The organism is Aquimarina hainanensis (assembly GCF_042684685.1).
In the GTDB taxonomy this organism is placed as follows: domain Bacteria; phylum Bacteroidota; class Bacteroidia; order Flavobacteriales; family Flavobacteriaceae; genus Aquimarina; species Aquimarina hainanensis.
Map to the genome: position 1 here is coordinate 219056 of NZ_JBHULX010000022.1, position 21755 is coordinate 240810.

Annotated in this window: 5 protein-coding genes; all 5 read left to right on the forward strand. The window is 36.1% G+C overall.

Annotated elements, in window-relative coordinates; translation table 11 throughout:
• Positions 1 to 6 precede the first annotated feature (6 nt).
• The 5 genes from ACFSTE_RS13035 (at position 7) to ACFSTE_RS13055 (ending at position 21747) form a co-directional block, all read left to right on the forward strand.
• Positions 7 to 11025 (forward strand): non-ribosomal peptide synthetase, encoded by an 11019-nt coding sequence (locus ACFSTE_RS13035; RefSeq protein ID WP_378253466.1) that lies wholly within the window; start codon positions 7 to 9, stop codon positions 11023 to 11025.
• 31 nt (positions 11026 to 11056) lie between these two features.
• Positions 11057 to 18388 (forward strand): amino acid adenylation domain-containing protein, encoded by a 7332-nt coding sequence (locus tag ACFSTE_RS13040; protein ID WP_378253468.1) that lies wholly within the window; start codon positions 11057 to 11059, stop codon positions 18386 to 18388.
• Positions 18388 to 19659 (forward strand): MFS transporter, encoded by a 1272-nt coding sequence (locus ACFSTE_RS13045; RefSeq protein WP_378253470.1) that lies wholly within the window; start codon positions 18388 to 18390, stop codon positions 19657 to 19659. The genes ACFSTE_RS13040 and ACFSTE_RS13045 overlap by 1 nt, the downstream gene beginning before the upstream one ends.
• A 155-nt stretch (positions 19660 to 19814) precedes the next feature.
• Positions 19815 to 20870, forward strand: coding sequence for a MupA/Atu3671 family FMN-dependent luciferase-like monooxygenase (locus ACFSTE_RS13050; RefSeq protein WP_176027153.1), 1056 nt, complete (start codon positions 19815 to 19817; stop codon positions 20868 to 20870).
• Between the two features lie 184 nt (positions 20871 to 21054).
• A complete protein-coding gene (locus tag ACFSTE_RS13055) occupies positions 21055 to 21747 on the forward strand; it encodes a HalD/BesD family halogenase (RefSeq protein ID WP_176027152.1) in 693 nt (230 codons plus the stop codon).
• The last annotated feature ends 8 nt before the right edge of the window (positions 21748 to 21755 follow it).

Below are 21755 nucleotides of genomic sequence, written 5' to 3' on the forward strand. Positions count from 1 at the left end.
CATAAAATGAAAGATTTTATCAATAAACTTGATGAGTTAAACCTTTTTATCATCGAAGAAAATGATAGCTTGGTTTTAAAAAAATATAAAAACAGAACCGATAATAAACAAGCCTCATTTGAAGCAAGTAAACATGAGATAATAGCTTTTATAAAGGCGAATAAGGAAGCACTTTTAGCTCACCTGAAAGAAGAAAAAACTAAAGAGAAACAGAATTCTTCCAGAGATAGGATTTATAAATTAAGCCCGCTTCAGGAGGGGCTTTTGTTCCATGGGTTATACAATCCAGAAGCGACAGCATATACCGTACAGTTTTCTCTGGACTTTCTTCAGGAAATAAATGTTGAAGCACTAAAGGCTGCGTGGGAGTATGTGTTGAATAATCACAGTATTCTTAGAACGGCATTCTTTCATGAAGAGTTCAAAATACCAGTGCAACGCGTTTTTGAGAATGTTTCCCTTCCCTTTATACGATTAGATTATAGTTCTTATAAAGAGAAGGAACAAGAAGAAGCGCTTGAAGCCTTCATGAAATCAGATCATCAAAATGGGTTTCAGTTTAATGAAGCACCATTGCTTAGAGTGACAATGATAAAAAGAAGTAAGACCTCATACAGGATGGTATTGACATTCCATCATATCTTGTTAGACGGTTGGTCTGTTTCGGTTTTATTTACAGAACTGTTACAAGCTTATCATGCATTAGAAAAAGGACAAAAACTTCCGGTAAAAGAAGAAGATGTCTATGAAGATTACATAAAATATATTGCAGGAAAAGATAAAAATACAGAAGAGAATTTCTGGAAAAACTATATTCAGGGAATAGAAACTCCTACCTTATTACCTTTTACAGAAACAGTGAATTCTGTAAATAAAACGAAAGGGGAATCAGGAGAATCAACCCTGTTAATAGATCATTTTTTAGCAGAAAAGATCAGGTCATATGCCAGAAAAAATCATGTAACAGTCAACTCGATTTTACAAGGGGTATGGGCTTTTTTATTGACTAAATATACAGGGAATAAGGATGTTGTATATGGAGTTACAGTATCAGGACGTCCCACAGATCTAAAAGATTCTGAAGATAGAGTGGGGTTATTTATCAATACCCTTCCTTTACGAACCAGATTGGAAGATGAAATGCAAGTAGCAGATTGGTTATTACAGTTACAATCCGAGCATACAGCTTGTAGAGAATATCAATACACCAACCTGGCGACCATTCAAAGTTTTTGTGAGGTAAAGGAAGAGTTGTTTGATAGTATTCTTGTTTTTGAAAATTACCCGATATCCGAGGCATTATCAGAAGTAGACAATGCACTTTCCATAGGGAATATGGATGATAAAGAACAAACCAATTATCCATTAGCAATTGTAGCTAGTCTGGGAGATAAATTAGAGATAAAGTTTAACTATAATGCAGATTTGCTTTCTGTATCCAGTATCTGCTCGATTCAGGAACATTTCAAAACTGTCTTAGAACAACTGATTCTTCCGGATCAGCGAATAGCAGATCTGACAATTCTTACGAAAGAGGAAACACATAAATTACTACATACTTTTAATGCAACTGAAATTACGTACCCTAAAAATCAATCCATAGTGGATATTTTCCGGGTACAGGTAGAAAAAAATGCATCCAAAAAAGCGTTGGTTTTTGAAAATGAAGAAATGACATATCAGGAGCTAGAAGATTCATCAAATCAGATAGCTGATTACCTACAGAAACAAGGGGTTATGCCAGGAGAAAAAGTAGGAATACTTTCCAGGCGTAATATGGATATGATTGCTAGTATTCTGGGAATTCTAAAAGCAGGAGGGGCTTATGTTCCTTTGGATCCAACCTTGCCTTTAGGTAGGTTGAAACATATTGTTGCGGATGCAGCTTTGACCTACATTGTTTGCAATGACTATGCGATGAGCTTGGACATAGGAATCACCGGAGCAAAGTTCTTAGATACCAATATCCTGAATTCATATACGAAAGAAGCAAAAGAAATAGCCTATCAAAAAGAGGCGTATGTAATGTACACTTCGGGGACAACAGGATTGCCAAAAGGAATTGAGATAACACAGCATAACATTTTGAAGCTGGTATATGACGCAAACCCTATTCAGGTATCAGCATCAGACCACGTACTCCAATGGTCGAATTATGCATTTGACGGATCAGTTTATGAGATCTTTAGCAGTTTGTTAAAAGGAGCTACTTTGTTTTTGATAAAAGAAGAGGTTGCCTCAGATGGACTGCGATTGTCAGAAACTATTAAACATTATCAAATCACAAAATGTTTTGTTACTACAGCTTTGTTTAATGCGATGGTCGACTGTGGTATAGAAACGGTTTCCTGTCTCAAAAGCTTATTGTTTGGAGGGGAGATGGTATCCGTAGGACATGTACAAAAAGCACTATCTATCCTGGGGGCAGGTAAGCTCATTCATGTTTATGGTCCTACAGAGACAACTGTATATGCTACCTATTATTCGGTTGATAGCAAAGATGAAATAAAAGATACTGTTCCGATTGGATATCCGCTTTCTAATACCTCAGTCTATGTTATGGATACACAGCAAAAAATGGTTCCGGTCGGTGCTGTTGGAGAACTTTGTATTGGAGGCGAAGGGCTGGCAAAAGGTTATCTTCAGCGAGCCGCCTTAACCGCAGAAAAATTTCTTGAGAATCCATACCTAAAAGGCAGAAAAATATACCGTACCGGAGATTTAGCAAAATGGCTTCCTAATGGAAGCATCGAATTTATCGGAAGAAAAGATGCTCAGGTAAAAGTCAGAGGGTATCGAATTGAATTAGGAGAAATAGAAAGCGCCATAGCTGCTCAGGAAGAAGTAATAGAATGCCGTGTATTGGTACATGAAGATGGTACAAAAAACAAACGATTAATAGCTTATGTTACGGTACAAGGCGAATTGAAGTCAACCGATATAGAAGCTGAAATCCGCACGACACTTCCTGAGTATATGATCCCCGATGTTTGGATGCAGGTAGATAAAATTCCTTTGAATAGTAATGGGAAACTGAATAAGAAAGCACTTCCTGAACCAGCATTTGCTACAATTTCTCAACAATCATATGTGGCACCTGCTAGTGAATTAGAAATTTCCTTGGCAGCAATATGGAGTGAATTATTGTCGATAGAAAAAATTGGAATGTTTGATAATTTTTTCGACTTGGGAGGGCATTCATTATTAGCGACACGTTTGGTAGCCATGATTAGAAAGGCGATGGATACTGAGATTATGATCAAAGATATATTTGTATTCCCAACGTTGGCAGAACAAGTGAAGTTTATAACAGCAGAAAAAAGAACGCCAGTTCTGCCCGAAATAACAGTGCAAGAAAGAGTAGAGAGGAGCCCTTTGTCTTTTAGCCAGGAACGCCTTTGGTTTTTAGATCAACTTCAGGGAAGTCTGGAATATCATATACCGGGAATTATCCAGTTAAGTGGAGACTTGGATATGGAAGCGCTCGAAAAATCTTTACGAGCAATTGTTACCAGGCATCAGATATTACATACAGTTATTCGTTCAGAAAAAGGGGTGGCTTATCAGTCGCTAATTCCTGCAGATCAATGGGAATTACATAAAAAAGTATTGACCTCCAAAGAGCGAATAGAAGAGGTGTTGGAGCAGGATATAAAAACACCTTTTAATTTGTCAGAAGATTATATGTTGAGAGCCACTTTGTACACTCTCAAAGAAGGAAGTTATGTTTTAGGGTTTATTCTGCATCATATCGCAGGAGATGGATGGTCTAACAGTATTTTGATCAAAGATTTAATGGAGTTGTATCAAAAATACCACCAGGACAGTTCTTATATTCCCAAAATTCCGGAATTGCAATATAGAGATTATGCAATATGGCAACGTTCATTTTTATCGGAAAAACAATTAGAAGATCAACTGACATATTGGGAAACAAAACTAAAGGAGGTTTCCCCATTAAAGCTCCCTCTAGATTATTCCCGACCGGTTGAGTTGACTACAGCAGGATTTACTGTAGCAGGAAGAATAAATAAAGAAATCACTAAAAAGTTACGAAACATAAGTAAGCAAGAAGGTGTTACTTTATTTATGACCTTATTGGCTTCGTTCAAGGTGATTTTACATAAGTATAGTGGTCAAGAAGATATTTGTGTAGGAACTCCGATAGCAAACAGACTACAGCAGGAGTTAGAAGAAATGATAGGCTTTTTTGTCAATACATTGGCATTACGGACATCCATACAAGAAACAACTACGTTTAAAAACGTTCTTCAAGAAGTAAAGAAAACTACTTTAGAAGCATATGATCATCAGTTGGTGCCTTTTGAAAAAATTGTTGATAAAGTAATCAAGGTACGAGATATGAGTATGAGTCCTTTGTTTCAGGTAATGTTTGTATTACAAAACCTGCCGGAAACAAAAGAAGTCCCTTTAGAAGGAATAATGGTTACACCATATGATTTTACAGAAAACACTTCTCATTTTGATATCACACTAACCGTTAATGAAACAGATAATGATGAGTTATTAATAAGCTTCGTTAGCAAATCCGATTTGTTTACAAAAGAAACAATTCAACAAATAGCTGCTCATTATCAGGAGTTTTTAAAGCAAATTGTAATTGATATTGAAGTGCCAGTAGGAAAGGTTGATATACTAAAAGAAGAAGAAAGGTATCAATTACTTGAAGAATTTAATGCTACTAAAAAATCATATCCGTTAACTACTTCTTTTGTAGATCTGTTCGAAGAACAAGTATCACTACACCCAGAACAGTATGCAGTGGTCACAGTTGAAGAGCAAATTTCCTATAAAGAAATTGATGAACAATCAAACCAATTGGCAAATTACCTCAATAAACAAGGAGTTGCTGCGGGTGATTTGATAGGAGTTTGTATTTCTAGATCATCAAATTTACTTCGGACTATTTTGGGAGTTCTCAAGTCTGGAGCAACCTACGTACCAATTGATCCGGAATATCCAGCAGAACGGATTCAACATATAATAGACGATGCACAGCTTCATTGGGTTGTCAAGACTTCAGAAATTCTGCTTAGGGATTGTCATGATAAAGAAGTAGAATACATTGATTTGGATACTGTTGTTCAATCAGTAGCAGGAGAGCCTAAAGAAAGAGAAAAAACAGAACACTTTAATGCAGAGGCAATAGCATATGTTATTTATACTTCAGGAAGTACAGGAAAACCTAAAGGGGTCAAGATTAAACACCGTAGTTTAATCAATTTGTGCTGTTGGCATAAAGAAGTGTATAAAGTAAATGCTACGAGTAGAGCGACTTTATTTTCTGCCATTGGATTTGACGCTTCAATATGGGAGATTTTTCCATATCTTATGTCAGGAGCTACACTGTATCCAATTACAGAAGATGAGGTACGGTATGATATAGAAGCATTAATACACTTTTTGCAAACGCATGAAATCACACATGCTTATATTCCAAGCCAGTTATGCCAGCGAATCGTACAAAAAGAAATAGAGATAGAAGGGATTACTATCCTGACAGGAGGAGAGGCATTGCAGCTACCAAAATCTACAAAACTCAATATTTACAATAATTACGGACCAACAGAGGATACGGTAGTGAGTACGTATTATAAAGTTACTGGTCAGGATATAGGAGAAATTGCCATAGGAAGCCCAATAGCAAATACTGAAGTCTATGTATTGGATAAAGAAAAAAAGCTCGTTCCAATAGGTGTAGAAGGAGAGTTATATGTAAGTGGGGAAGGAGTTGCAGCAGGGTATTTGCATCAAGAAACATTGACAAAAGAACGATTTATCCAGAATCCGTTTCGTCCGGGAACCATTATGTATGCAACAGGAGATATCGTTAAGTGGCGGACTGATGGAGCGTTGCATTTTTCAGGTAGAAAAGATGAACAGGTAAAAATCAGAGGGCATAGAATAGAATTAGGAGAAATAGAAAACGTCCTACAACAATATACTTCAGGGTTGCAGCTTGTTGTTACGGTACAGGAAGATACTAATAAAAATAAACGCTTAATAGGGTATTGGGTAAATGATATACAACTGGAGAAAGAGGAGCTTATCAAATTTGCCAAATCAAAGTTACCTGATTATATGGTACCTGTAGTATGGATCCCAATTGATGAATTACCGATTACTGAAAATGGAAAAGTAGCTAAAAAAAGACTTCCTGTTCCTGATTTTTCAGCCTTACAAACCACTTATACACCACCTAAAAATGATACAGAACAGCTTCTTTGCGAAATTTGGGAAGCATTACTACATCTGGATACTGTAGGGACTACAGATGATTTCTTTCAGTTAGGAGGACATTCTTTATTAGCAGCCCGATTGATGGCAGCGATACGAGATAAAACGAAAGCAGAAATTACGGTTAAAGATATTTTCAGATTCCCAACAGTAGAAACATTAGCCTCTCATATACTAGATCAAAAAGCAGTAGATAATTCAATACCCATAGAAAAGATAACAGACAATCTGGATAAGATTCCTTTATCTTTTAGTCAGGAACGTCTTTGGTTTTTAGATCAGTTAGAAGGAAGCACAGCCTATCATATGCCTACCGTATTTTCCTTACAAGGGATACTAGATATACAATTGCTGGAGAAAGCTTTTTATACAGTGATGGAACGACACCAGGCATTACGAACAGTGATAAAATCGAGTGATGGAATTGGATATCAGGAAATAAAACCTTGGGAGTCATGGAAATTACAGTATGAACAAATAACAAATGAATCTGAGTTAAAGTCAGCTATTTCAGAGTTTATTGTACGTCCTTTTAATCTCTCTGATGATTATATGATGAGAGCTGTTGTTTTTCAAAAAAGCGAGACATCATACGTATTGGGAATTGTAATTCATCATATTTCAGGAGATGGGTGGTCTAATGGAATTTTGCAAAAGGAACTTATCCAAGCGTATAATCAATATCAGTCAGGAAAAGAAAGAATATTAGATCCATTACCGATTCAATATACGGATTATGCAGTCTGGCAACGCAAAAAGTTGTCTCATAACGTTTTAGAGAGTCAATTGTCGTATTGGGAAGAGAAATTACGTGGAACTCCCCCTCTTTTATTGCCTACTGATTTTGACAGACCTGCTATGCCGACAACGTCCGGAGCGATTTTTTCATATGAATTGACAGGAAATATCAGAAAGCAACTGGCAGTACTTACAAAAAATGAAGGAAGTACTGTTTTTATGACTTTGTTAGCCGGTTTTAAGGTATTGTTATATAAATATAGTGGGCAAAATGATATTTGTGTTGGGACTCCTATGGCGAATAGAACCCATAGTGAATTAGAAGAGATTATTGGCTTTTTTGCTAATACATTAGCATTGCGATCTGATGTCCGGGGAACTACTTCCTTTAGCGACCTGGTACAGCAAGTAAAAAACACAACTTTAGATGCCTATACACATCAGGATACTCCATTCGAGAAAGTAGTAGATCGGGTGGTTGACACCAGAGATAGAAGTATAAGTCCTTTATTTCAGGTACTGTTTGTATTACAAAATACACCTGAAGAGGAGTCTGATATGATGGGAGGAGTATCCCTGAATATCTATGAAGTAGAAGAAGTTTTTTCTCAATTTGATTTGACGATAACAGCAAATGAATCGGAAAAAGGAATTTCATTAGATGTTATTTATAATCCAGATTTATTTAAAGAAGCCAGAATAGAACGTATGATGCAACACTATGAGAAACTTTTATCTCAGGTGCTGGAAGCTCCGGAAACTTTTATAAAAGATATCAATATCGTAACAGAGGAAGAGAAAAAACAACTTCTTACCACGTTTAATAATACAGCTGTTCCCTTCCCGGAAGAAAAAAATCTGGTAACTGCTTTTAGAAAACAAGCACTTCTTTCTGCTGATAGGATAGCTGTAGTGGGTGAAAAAGAAAAGTTGTCCTACCATGCATTAGATAAGCAGTCTGATCAACTGGCGATGTACTTACTGGAAAAAGGAGTAACGAGAGAAACGTTAATATGTATTTGTACTGCACGTTCCACAACAATGATTGTAAGTATACTGGGGATATTAAAAGCAGGAGCAGCGTATGTTCCTATTGATCCTTCGTATCCTCTGGAACGAGTACAATATATTCTGGAAGATACCAGGGCAACAATACTTGTTAAAGATTCGACCTGTCCTGATATCGTTTTAGAAAATATACAGCAATTAGCAATCGATCAGGATTGGGAAATAGTAATGAATACACCGGTAAAAAAACTTCCTGCACCAGAATCAGCTCAATTAGCGTATGTGATTTATACCTCAGGGAGTACCGGAAAACCTAAAGGGGTTATGATCGAGCATCAAAGTATTATGAATACGATATATGCCCAGATAGAAGATTTTGAGATTCATAAAGAAGATCATTGTTTGCAATTTGCGAGTCAGGCTTTTGATGCTTCTGTTTCTGAGATATTTATCACCTTGATAAAAGGAGCAACATTATATATTATCGATGAAGGGACTAAATCAGATATACAAAGCTTTGTTGCATATATAGTCAGCAATCAAATTGATTGGGCAACATTACCCCCTGCGTTTTTTAGGTTATTAGAAACAGAAGATATTCAAAGTCTTCGTACGATAGTAACAGCAGGAGAACAAGCTGCTTTTGAAAAAGCAAAAGCATATGCCCAAGTAGGTCAGTTTATCAATGCATACGGTCCGACAGAATCTAGTATATGTGCCACTATATTCAAAGAGGAATTCTCAAGCTTAATTCCTATTGGACGTCCGATAGCAAATGCACAAGTATACGTGTTGGATAATGATCGTAATATTGTACCGATAGGAGTACCAGGGGAACTTTGTATAGCAGGAGCCGGAGTTGCCAGAGGATATCTTAACCGTCCTGAATTATCTGCGCAAAAATTCATAGAAAACCCATTTGGTCCTCAAGCAAAAATGTATTGTACAGGAGATATGGTACAATGGCTTTCAGATGGAAATTTACTGTTTTTAGGAAGAAAGGATGATCAGGTAAAAGTCAGAGGATACCGAATAGAATTAGGAGAAATAGAACATGTGCTTTCTCAGCATAAAGCTATCAAATCTTGTTGTGTGCTGGCTAAGAAAGATCAAAATAATAACAACCGGTTAATTGGATATGTAGTAGCGACCTCCCCGATTGATACCTATGAAATTCAAAAATACCTGGGAGCGCAATTACCAGATTATATGGTACCTGCTATCTGGACATTTTTAGACGAAATGCCTTTGACCAGTAATGGAAAAATCAATAAGAAGGTACTGCCAGATCCGGCGGTCACCATGACCTCTAAAGCAGCATATGTAGCACCATCCACAGAAATTGAAAAGGCATTGGTAACTGTATGGAAAGAACTGTTAGTTGTAGATACGTTAGGGATTAAGGATAATTTCTTCGAATTGGGAGGAGATTCTATTATTACCATTCAGTTAGTAAGTAGAATAAAGCGATTAGGGTATCAACTTAAACCCAGAGATGTTTTTGATCATCAAACTATAGAGAGTTTAGCACAGTTTGTTGTTAATCAGATAGAAATGACTCAGGGGGAACAAGGAATCTTGAGCGGGAAAAGTGATTTACTTCCGATACAGCACTGGTATTTTGAAACCTTACATACAGCAGGAGCCCCTTTTAATCAGTCTGTATTACTCGCTGTTGATAAATCCATAACAATAGCGATTTTAGAAGAAGCGCTTCAATTGATTAGTGCATATCACGATGCTTTGCGATTTTCATATATCAAAAAAGAAGAAAACTGGATACAGCAATATACGGAAAGGTATTGTGAGTTGGCAATCGTTTCAGTCAAAGCTACTCCAGAAACGACAACAGCTAATGAGATCACAAGAATCTGTAACACATATCAGAAGAAAATAACTCCAGCGAATACATTTCAGGCAGTTTTATTACAAACTCCCGAGAGAGATGGACAAAATCGGGTGTTATTAGTAGGGCATCATCTAGTTGTAGATGGAGTATCCTGGAGAACGATATTAGATGATTTTGCCAGAGTAATTACAGCATTGCTTTCAAAAGAGACAATAGATTTAGGAAGCAAGGGAAGCTCTTACCGAGAGTGGTCTTTAGGACTACAGGAGTTTGCCAATAGCCCGGCAATTACAAACCAACAACATTATTGGAAGAAAGTAATAAGTGCTTATAATCCATTACCTGTAGATATTAATAAAAGCTATAAAACAAGAGCAAGTGTCCGACACTATACTGTTTCTCTGAGTAATACAGATACGACCAAATTGCTTCAGGATGTTCATCATCTGTTTGGAACAGAGATAAACGATCTTCTGCTAAGTTGTCTGGCAATTACCATAACTGATTGGACAAAAAATAAAAATCTGGTGATTGGAATGGAAGGGCATGGTAGAGAAGAGATATCGGATAGATTGGATATCAGTAATACAGCAGGATGGTTTACGAATCTCTATCCAGTTCGGCTAGAGGTAGAAAATGCCAAAGACCTAGGAGGGGTTATAAAGTCAGTAAAAGAGATGTTGCGAAACATCCCTGAAAAAGGAATGAGTTATGGAGCCCTGAAATATCTACACGAAAACCAGGAGATAAAAGAAGGACTGTCGAAAACAAGCTGGGATATTGTGTTTAATTATCTGGGACAGTTGGATAATATTATTGAGAAAGACTCTATGATTGCTACAGCAGAAGAATCTCCGGGAGGTATGGTAGGAGATTCCCTTGTTTTTGAAAACAAAATAGAAATAAATGGTTCAATAACACAAGGAACATTACAACTAAATTGGAGCTACTCGACAGCAGAATACAAGAGTGAGACAATAGAACAAATAGCTCAGCAATTTATTAAAAACCTCCAGGCAATTATTGCGTATTGCAGTATGCATACTACCAGAGAATTTACCCCTTCTGATTATGGGTTACAAGAAGAAATAAATTACAAAGAGCTCGAAGAGTTCACCTCTTTTTTAGAAGAAGACTTATCAGAAAAAGGAAGTGACATATTAGAGTTTTAATTCACACACGCTTAAAAATATCAACATCAACATGGAATTTTTTATAAAGAAACTAAAAGAGTTAAATCTTTTCTTAGTAGAAAAAGAGGGGAAATTAGTTTTAAAAGGACTTCAGGGGAAACTGACAAAAGAAGAAACTGAAAAAGTAAAGAAGAATAAAGAAATTATAGAGTTTATACGAGATAATAAACCTGGATTGATTGAACACTTGAGAAATGAAGCAAAAAAGCAGGTGTTTTATAAATTGAGCCCTCTGCAGGAAGGATTGCTATTTCATGGCTTATATGATCCGGATTCTAGTTCTTATACCATTCAGTTTGAATTCGATTTTACAAAAAAAGTAGATGTTGAGGTATTAAAAAAATCCTGGGAATATGTGATCAGTCGACATTCGATTTTGAGAACAGCCTTTTTTTATGAAGAAATCAGTTTACCTGTACAACGTGTGTATGAAAGTATTGAACTACCTTTTACAGAAATAGATCTTAGCTCTTTTTCTAGAGAAGAGAAAGAAGAACGCGTAGCCCACTTTATGGAAGAGGACTATACAAGGGGTTTTTCTTTTAATGAAGCTCCACTGATAAGAATCGCATTACTCAAATTAGATGAAACCACTTATAAGATGGTCTTTACCAATCATCATATTATTATGGATGGATGGTCATTACCTATTTTGATTAATGAATTGTTATATGCTTATAACTGTTACATAGTTGGAAATACACCAGAGGATGTTGCAGAGGATTCTTATGAAGATTACATAAAATACATCGCTAATAAAGATACCAAAGTAGAGGAAAATTTTTGGAGAACGTATTTAGAAGGAGTAGAGGCTCCTACTTTATTACCGTTTTCTAAAACAGAAACTTCTGGAAATAAAATAACAGGGGAATTCAAGGAATCTTCTTTGGTTGTAGATAAAAATGTCACTCAGAAGTTAATTGATTTTTCAAAACGTTATCGTTTGACTCCGAACACAATTCTGCAGGGAGTATGGGCATTTTTATTGTCTAAATATACTGGATATACAGATGTAAAATTTGGAGTAACCGTATCAGGGAGACCTGCAGAGATCGGAAACCCGGAGCAGCGGGTAGGGTTATATATAAATACCCTTCCTTTACGAACCATACTGGGCGAAAAAGAACACATTGTCGATTGGTTGGAAACAATACAGGGAAATCATACCTCATGTAGAGAATATCAGTATATCAACCTGGCAAAAATACAGGAGTTTACTGGTGTAAAAGAAGATTTATTTGATACTTTATTTGTATTTGAGAATTTCCCTATTACAGATACATCAGAGGGTAAAGATGTTCACCTTACAATAGATAGTGTAGATGGAAAAGAACAAACCAATTACCCTATAACCATATCTATTACCTTAAACGAGGAATTGGATGTGAAATTTAGTTATAATACAGCTTTGTTAGAAGATACAGTAATAGAAATGATTCAAGGACATTTCGGAACTGTTTTGGAACAGATGTTAGCAGCTCCTAATGGAGCTTTATCTTCTATTAATGTGTTGACAGAAAAAGAGAATGCTCAGATTTTGTATGATTTTAACGATACGGAAGTTTGTTATCCGTTAGACAAAACAGTAACACAGATATTCAAAGAACAAGTCAATAAAAATCCAGATGCAATTGCAGTAGTATATCACGATAAAAAGATAAGCTATAAAGAACTGGATGTTCAATCAGATCAGGTAGCTGCACAGTTACAAGCCGAGGGAGTTGTAAAAGACACTTTAGTAGGTATTTGTTTAGAACGAACCTCAGAAATGGTAATAGGAATTCTGGGAATCCTAAAAGCAGGTGCAGCATATGTACCTATGAAACCGGATTACCCAAATTCCAGACTAGCATATATTCTGGAAGAAATTACTGCAAAAGTGGTAATAACTGATCGTTCCAGTAAAGAAATAATAACTGCAGCCAGAAATGTGACCCCTCTTGTATTAGATGAATTTTTAGCATCGACGGAAACAACAACTGAAGTTACTTATACACCGTATGCGACCCCTTCTTCCTTAGCATATATTATCTATACCTCGGGAAGTACAGGAACGCCCAAAGGAGCTATGATTGAGCACAAGGGATTATTAAATCATTTGTTGATTATGGTTGATGAGTTCAAAATGAATGAAGAAACTGTCATGGCGTTTACCGCTCCTTTTACATTTGATATTTCTGTATGGCAGATATTAAGCCCTCTTGTATGTGGAGGACAGGTGATTGTTTATAATGAAGAAATGATCCTAGAACCAGCGAATTTACTATCCTCTTTGGTTGAAGAAAAAGTAAATTTATTACAATTAGTACCTTCTTATTTAGATAGCCTTTTAACCATTGATCAGGAGCAAAGCCTTAATAACCTACAGTATTTCTTAGTAACGGGAGAAGCTGTTCAAAAGGCTTTGTTGGATCGATGGTTTAATACGTACCCTGCTATTCCTGTAGCAAACGCATATGGTCCGACAGAAGCTGCGGATGATGTGAGTTTCTATTTCATGCATGCATCCCCCGAAACAGTTTCAGTTCCTATAGGAAAACCAGTAGCGAATATGAAAATGTATGTAGTAGATAATTGGGGACATTTAGCCCCAATAGGAGTGGGAGGAGAAATATGCGTAGCGGGTGTTGGTGTTGGACGAGGCTACCTAAATGATCATGAAAAAACCAATAAGAGCTTTGTGAAAAACCCTTTCTCAGATGTGTTTGGAGATCGATTGTACAAAACAGGAGATCTGGGGTGTTGGTTAGCAGATGGTAATTTGGAATACCAGGGAAGAAAAGATGATCAGGTAAAAATCAGAGGACATAGAATTGAGTTGGGAGAGATTGATAGTGTTTTATCAGAACACCCTTCTGTTACTACCTGTTGTGTATTAGCTAAAAGAGATACAAGTAATAACAATCGATTAGTTGCCTATGTAGTGACCAAAGAAGCATTGCAAAAAGAAGTATTACAGGAACACCTGGGTGGCAAATTACCAGAATATATGGTGCCTTCTGTATGGGTAAGCCTAGAAAAAATGCCTTTGACAGCTAATGGTAAAATTGATAAAAAGTCCCTCCCAGACCCTGAAAATAAGGAAGTCGATGAAGCGACTTATATCGCACCAGTGTCTTCATTAGAAAAACAATTGGCGGGAATATGGCAAGAACTATTAAAATTAGATAAGGTAGGAGTTCAGGATAATTTCTTTGAGATTGGAGGGCATTCACTACTGGCGACTCGTCTGGTTTCTATGATAAGGAAAGCTATTGATACAGAGATCGCTATCAAAGATATTTTTGCACATCCTACAATAGTATTACAATGTCAGTTTATTGAAGGAACAACTCAAAATATAACAATTCCTGCTCCTACCCCGCAAGAAAGGGATGGGGTAATTCCATTGTCATTTAGCCAGGAACGCTTATGGTTTTTAGATACCCTTCAAGGAAGTAGAGAATACCATATGCCAGGAATATTTCATATTGAAGGAGTATTAAATATCGATGTTTTAGAAAAATCATTTAAAGCGATTGTAGAGAAACATGATATTCTGAGAACAACTATAAAAAGTCAGGAAGGAATCGGATATCAGGATATTTTGGATAGTGACAACTGGTTAATGTCACGAGAAATAGTCACAGACGAATCTCATTTGGAAGAAGCAATTGCAACATTTATAGATATGCCTTTTGATCTTGCAAAAGATTATATGATTAGGGTGTGTTTGTATACATTAAAAGATAGTAATAAATATGTATTGGCATTGGTAATGCACCATATATCCAGTGATGGATGGTCAGACGGAATTTTGTTTGACGAACTGGTGAATAATTATAAGTACCTTACAGCGGAGCAAGAGCTTCCAGTAGAAAAAATGTCATTCAGATATGCCGATTATGCAATATGGCAGCGAAAATATTTGTCTGGAGATGTATTAGAACAGCAGTTAGCGTATTGGGAAACACAATTACAAGAAGTTCCTTCCTTATCACTTCCTACAGATTATCCCAGACCTGCTCAACAAACAACAGAAGGAAGCAGTATAACATATGAATTAAACGAAGAGGTAAGTAAACGTCTGGCAGAAGTAGGAAAGCAAGAAGGAGCAACCTTGTTTATGACCCTGTTAACAGCCTTTAAGGTATTGTTATATAGATATAGCGGACAAGAGGATATCTGTGTCGGAACTCCAATTGCTAACCGCCCTTATCAGGAGCTGGAAAATTTAATAGGCTTTTTTGTAAATACATTAGCGCTGAGAACAACGGTAAATGGGGACGTATCATTTATAGAGGTATTGAAAAGAGTAAAAGAAGTTACATTAGGAGCATATCAGCATCAGATGGTACCATTTGAGAAGGTGGTAGATAAGGTAACTACCACTCGTGATATGAGTATGAGTCCCTTATTTCAGGTAATGTTTGTACTTCAGAATACACCGGACATAGAGGATGTTGTAATGGACGATATCACATTATCTCCTTATGAATACACAGCAGAAACGGCTCAGTTTGACATTACTTTAACCGCGACAGAAACAGAGAATGGGATATCGATGAATGTGGTATATAATTCAACACTCTTTAAGAAAAATACCATCGAACTGTTATTGCTTCATTATGATAATTTGTTAAAAAATATCGTTAATGACCCTACAGTTCCAATAGGGGCACTAGAAATGTTGACCAAGGCAGAAGAAGAGCAATTAATTCATGTTTTTAATGATACAGCAAAAAGTTTTGATTTAGATCAAAGCGTAATCGATGTATTCACTGATCAAGTAGAAAAAACTCCGGAAAAAACCGCATTGATTTTCGGAGATACGAAATGGTCGTATGCAGCACTTAATGAAGCATCTGCTAAATTAGCAACCTATTTACGAAAAAGAGGGCTTCAGAAAGAATCCAAGGTCGGAATCCTGATGGATCGTTCTCAGGAAATGGTGATAAGCATTTTAGGAATCTTAAAAGCAGGGGGAACCTTTGTTCCAATTGGTCCAGAGTACCCTCAGGATCGTATTAATTATATAGTAGAAGATGCCAAAATAGCCTTTTTATTGAGTAAGAGTGATTTGATAACGGCAATAGAAAACCCTACCGTAACAACAGTATTATGGGATCAAATTGCTCAGGAACTCATGGAAGAAGAACCAGCACAACTTGATATGTATGCTCCCACAGCAGCTTCAGTAGCCTATGTATTATATACATCTGGTAGTACAGGAAAACCTAAGGGAGTAATGGTAACGCATAAAAACTTAGTTAACTTTCTGTTTGGAGCAATTGATCAGTTAGAGATGAGGAATATGAAAACCTTGTTATCAATTACGACATACACATTTGATATTTTTTATCTGGAATTATTCAGTCCGTTATTAACCGGAGCCCAGGTAGTATTGATTGATAAAGAAGTGTCAGCGAATGGAGTGGCATTACATAAACAAATAGAAAAGTATAATGCAGACTTTATTCAGGCAACCCCTTCTAATTGGAAGATGTTAGTGTCTAGTGGGTTGAAATATAATAAAGGGTTAACCATGCTATGCTGTGGAGAAGCAGTTAGTGATGAGTTAAAAAATAAACTACTTCCTCTATGTGATTCATTGTGGAATTTGTATGGTCCGACAGAAGCAACCATTTGGGCAACTATAGAAGAACTGACATCTGATAATGATGTGACTATAGGGGTGCCGCTTCCTAATTATTCTGCGTATATCGTAGACGCCAATACCAATGTAGTCCCAATGGGAGTCATCGGAGAACTATGTATAGGAGGAGATAGTATTGCAAAAGGATATTTGAATAAAAAAGAACTTACAGAAAGATGCTTTATTGATAATCCATTCGAAAAAGAAGGAAAACTGTACTTTACAGGGGACTTAGCAAGATGGTTGGCAGATGGAAAGATAGAGTACATAGGAAGAAAAGATTCTCAGGTCAAGATTAGAGGACATAGAATAGAACTGGGAGAGATAGAGAATCAATTAGCAGCCATATCAACGATAAAAGAAGGCTGTGTCATCGTACAAAAAGATCACAATAACGATAACCGTTTGATTGGATATTTTGTATCAGAAAATGAGGAAATAGATGCTCAGGAAATTAAAAAAGAGTTGAGAAAAAAGCTACCTGACTATATGGTACCTGATGTTTGGGTTTCAATGAAAGAACTCCCTAAAAACAGTAATGGGAAATTAGACAGAAAATCATTACCTGATCCAGATATTTCTTCTCTTTATAAAGATGCATATGTTGCCCCAAGAACAGAAACAGAAAAACAATTAGTAGCTATTTGGGAAGAGTTGTTAGATGTAGAACGAGTAGGAATTCATGATAATTTCTTCGAATTAGGAGGGCATTCTGTACTAGCAGTACAGTTAATAGCAAAGATTAATCATGTATTTTCTATGAACCTAAGTCTGGCTAGTTTATTTGAGTTCCCAACCATTATAGAGTTAGCAGAGAAGCGTTTCTCCGGAATAGATATTCAGGATGAGATTTTAGTAACCTTAAATGGAAAAGGAAGTAGAAAACCGATTTTCTGTGCTCCTCCAGGAGGAGGAACGGTATTATGTTACCGTTCATTAGCCCTCTCATTAGGAGAAGAGCAGCCTTTTTATGCATTTCAGGCCCCGGGAATGGATGGGAAAACAAAAGTTCTGGAAACTGTAGAAGAGATGGCGTCGGTATATATTTCCAAAATGCAGAAAATAGACCCTATAGGACCTTATAGATTAGGAGGATACTCTTTTGGAGGCGAAGTCGCATTAGAAATGGCAATTCAATTACAGAGAGGAGGGTATCAGATAGAGGAAATAATCATGTTTGATGCGATTCCTCCACATCAAAAAGATATCAAACTGAGCTTTGAAGAACTTATTGCAGGGATAACAGTATTTATTAATAAAGAGTTTAACACGCATACAATACTAACGCTTTCTGATTTGGAAGGAAAATCCAGTGAAGAACAATTAGACATGCTATACAACATTGTGAAAATGTCAAATTTAGGATTAACCAGAAAACAATTAGAAGCCTATGTAGCAGTACACAAAAACAATATTAATTGTTCATATACACCTCAGTTAGATGAAAAATTGAGAACCAGTATTGTGTTGTTTAAAACGGAGGAACAGGTCGATGAAGAGGTGTTGAAGGATGATGGATTTGAAAAAGCAGCCTTGCTGAGTAAAAATGATTATGGCTGGAGTGCTTATATAGATAGCGAGGTATGTATTCATACAATTCCAGGAAATCATTTAACACTATTAGATCCCGCTAATGCGATTTTGATAGCAGGTCATTTAGATAAAAAGGTATCAGAAGAAGAGTATGAAACAGCATTGATTTCATAATGAAGAAGTATATCACGTATTTATCCCTGTTAATGTTTTCATTAATGGGGACTGACCTTACTGATTTTGCACTCAGCATTTGGATATTGGATCAACCAGATGGGAGCATATCATTATATTCTTTTGTCTGGTTTTGTGAAGCAGCTCCTGCCGTTTTTTTAGCCCCTGTTATAGGAAGTTTAATCGATCGGTGGAATAAAAAGAAAATGATCATATATGGTCAGTTAGTAGCGGGGATCGGCAGTATGATCCTTATGACGCTTCATTATTTAGGGCAATTACACCCATGGCATATTATGATTGTGGCAGGAGTAGGATCGATTGCCAGTACTTTTGTATTTCAAGCATTTTATGTTTCTACAAAAGCATTAGTTCCCAAAGATCAATTAGTAAGAGCGCAAGGGTTATCAAGTACTCTTAATGCGACAATTCAGATGGGGTTACCCATTGTTGCTCCTATTTTGTATAAGCTGATAGGGATGAGTAATATCTTTCTTTTTGATGGAATAACTTTCTTTACCTCTGTAATTGCTTTTTCAATATTGAGTTTTGTAGTGGTAGAAATATCATCAGAGAAATTCAGTATGAAGAATGATTACAAAGTTGTCAAGGAGTTTATAAAACAACAAAAAGGCTTTTTATATCTGTATTCTTTCTTTTTTCTGATTAACTTTTTAGTAGGACTTATTACCGTATTGTTTACCCCTTTGATTTTGGATTTTTCTAATGAATACGTATTGGGCTTAGTATTAGCTTGTGTAGGTGTAGGAAGTCTTATAGGAGGAGGAGCAATGGCCAGTAAAAAAACATTTAATAACCCTATACAAATCATTATATGGGCGAATGTTTTTGTAGGGCTGATACTGATTAGTTTTTTCATTCAGGTTAATCCTTGGATTTTAGGGATAGGAGGGATGATGATTTTAGCACTCATCTCAGTATCCGCCATAGTTAATGAGGCTTTTTTTCAAACGGTAGTACCTACAAAAATACTCGGTAGGTTAACAGGGTTTTCTGGCTTTTTTATAGGAACAGCAGCTCCTTTATCATTTTTACTATCCGGATTTGTAGTAGATCAATTGAATCATTTTTTCAAAGCTAATACCATTGATTTTATGAATCATTTTCCAGGGACAAGTATTACGACATCCATCGTAGTTGTATTTGTTATCGCAGGATCATTATTAACAATATTATCTCTTATATACAGAAGAAACCCTAATCTAAAAAAATTAGATGCACTGTATAAAATAGCATTGGAAAAGAAATAATATGATTAGAACTGCCATACAGCTACACAAAGAATGAGGAAGCCTTTGGTATGAAAGCAATATATCTCTGTAATTAAGCAAAAAATCACAACCTAAGTATACATCGTATAGTAGTCGATATCAACTATACAATTTAGATAATTAAAAACAAAACTATGGAATTTGGAATTATGTTCTTCGCCAGTAGCGAAGATTCCTTATCAAACAATATATATGATTTGGTAAAAAAATGTACCATTTATGGGGATCAAAATGGTTTTTCATCGGTATGGGTACCCGAAAGACATTTTACAGAATTCGGAGGAGCTTATAATAATCCGGCTGTACTTCAGGCAGCATTGTCTAGTATTACGAACAGGATAAGACTCAATAGTGGTAGTGTGGTGATGGCACTTCACGATCCCATACGAGTAGCAGAGGAATGGGCAATGGTAGATAATCTTTCTAATGGAAGGGCAGGAATAGCAATTGCTTCTGGTTGGAACCCTAGTGATTTTGCTTTTTTTCCTTCCAATTATAAAAACAAACATGAGGTAATGCATAGAAACTTATCAGTGGTTAGGAAGCTGTGGAAGGGAGAAACCATTGATAGGTTGAGTGGTGACGGGAAGATGACTCCCATTCGCATTTATCCTTCATTAGTTCAAGAAGAAATCCCATTACATCTTACTGTAAGTGGAAACCCAGATGGATTTAGGAAAGGAGGAGAACTGGGGATTAATATTCTGACATCTGTATTAGATCAAACAGTGGAAGAGCTGGCAGAAAAAATTAAAATATACCGACAAGCAAGGCTTGAGCATGGTTTTGATCCAAAAGCAGGAAAAGTATCTTTAATGCTTCATACGTATATAGGAACAGATGATGAAAAAGCAAAAGAAGAAGCCAGAGATCCGTATTGTAGCTTTTTGAAACGAAATAGAAAACTCTTTGAAGGCTTGGCACATAATAGAGATCGAAGTTTTTCTCTAAGTAACTTAGAAGAGGATGAATTAGATGATTTTGTAGATTTTTTATACGATCGGTTTACAAATACGAAAGGCATGATAGGGGATAAAGAATCATGTCATGCATTAGTAAAAGAAGTTATGGAGGCAGGAGTAGACGAAATCGTTTGCCTATTGGATTTTGGTCCCCCAGCTGATAAAATTCTAGAGAATCTTCAAAATATAAAAGAATTAAAAGAGGCATATCAATTAGTTGAGGCCTGAAAATAGGGAGTTTCTTATCTCTTTTTTTATGAAGTAAACTACCATTAGTGCAAGTCCTAAGCATTTACAATCTCAATTACCAAATAAATAACCAGCATATATTAAAAGACGACTGTTTCTGGCAAAAATAGAAAGCCATTACAGCTTTGTTTATATCAATAATGTATTAAAACAAGTTCACACAATGAAAACAATAGCAAAAAAAACACCCATTATAGCGTATGAAGATATGCATCGCCTAAAAGAAGAGTTTCAGAAAAATAAGTACGTTAAACTCCCGGGCTTTTTTACCAAAGACAAGTTTCAGACACTATTTAATGAAGCCATACATTTATTAGATACATACTCCAAAAGAAAAGACTTTTTAATGGAGGATACGGAATTTACTCCAAGAAAAATTAGTACAGTATCAGGAAATGTTATATTCAATGAATCCTCAATGATTACAGAACTATATCAGGAAGAAGAATTGATTGCTTTTCTCGAAGAAATTTCTGGAGATAAGTTATTCCCAACACCTGATATTGCGGATAGACATGCAATACATCGACTCCATAAAAAAAATGATATTCATGGAGGACATGTTGACACATATCCGTTTGTATTAATTACCTGTTTGGAATCTCCCGGAAAAGATGGAGGAGGGGAATTAGAATATGTTCCCAATTCATTGGATATAAAAGACCTGGGAACTGATAAAGCTGTTCGAGGGTATCTGGATCAAGGCGAAAGCTATTTTATGAGAGCAAGTGATTCCGTACATAGAGTATTACCACTAAAAAAAGAAGTCAACAGGACGGTGGTGGTTTTTACATATGCAGATGAGGTATCCAAAGATATTATAGAGTCGTATTCATCAAATTTGTTATACGATTAAAAAAGAAA

Excerpts from the sequence above, each read along its gene's own strand:
- ACFSTE_RS13035 (WP_378253466.1), top strand. The coding sequence starts at position 7 with ATGAAAGATTTTATCAATAAACTTGATGAGTTAAACCTTTTTATCATC.
- ACFSTE_RS13040 (WP_378253468.1), top strand. The coding sequence starts at position 11,057 with ATGGAATTTTTTATAAAGAAACTAAAAGAGTTAAATCTTTTCTTAGTA.
- ACFSTE_RS13045 (WP_378253470.1), top strand. The coding sequence starts at position 18,388 with ATGAAGAAGTATATCACGTATTTATCCCTGTTAATGTTTTCATTAATG.
- ACFSTE_RS13050 (WP_176027153.1), top strand. The coding sequence starts at position 19,815 with ATGGAATTTGGAATTATGTTCTTCGCCAGTAGCGAAGATTCCTTATCA.
- ACFSTE_RS13055 (WP_176027152.1), top strand. The coding sequence starts at position 21,055 with ATGAAAACAATAGCAAAAAAAACACCCATTATAGCGTATGAAGATATG.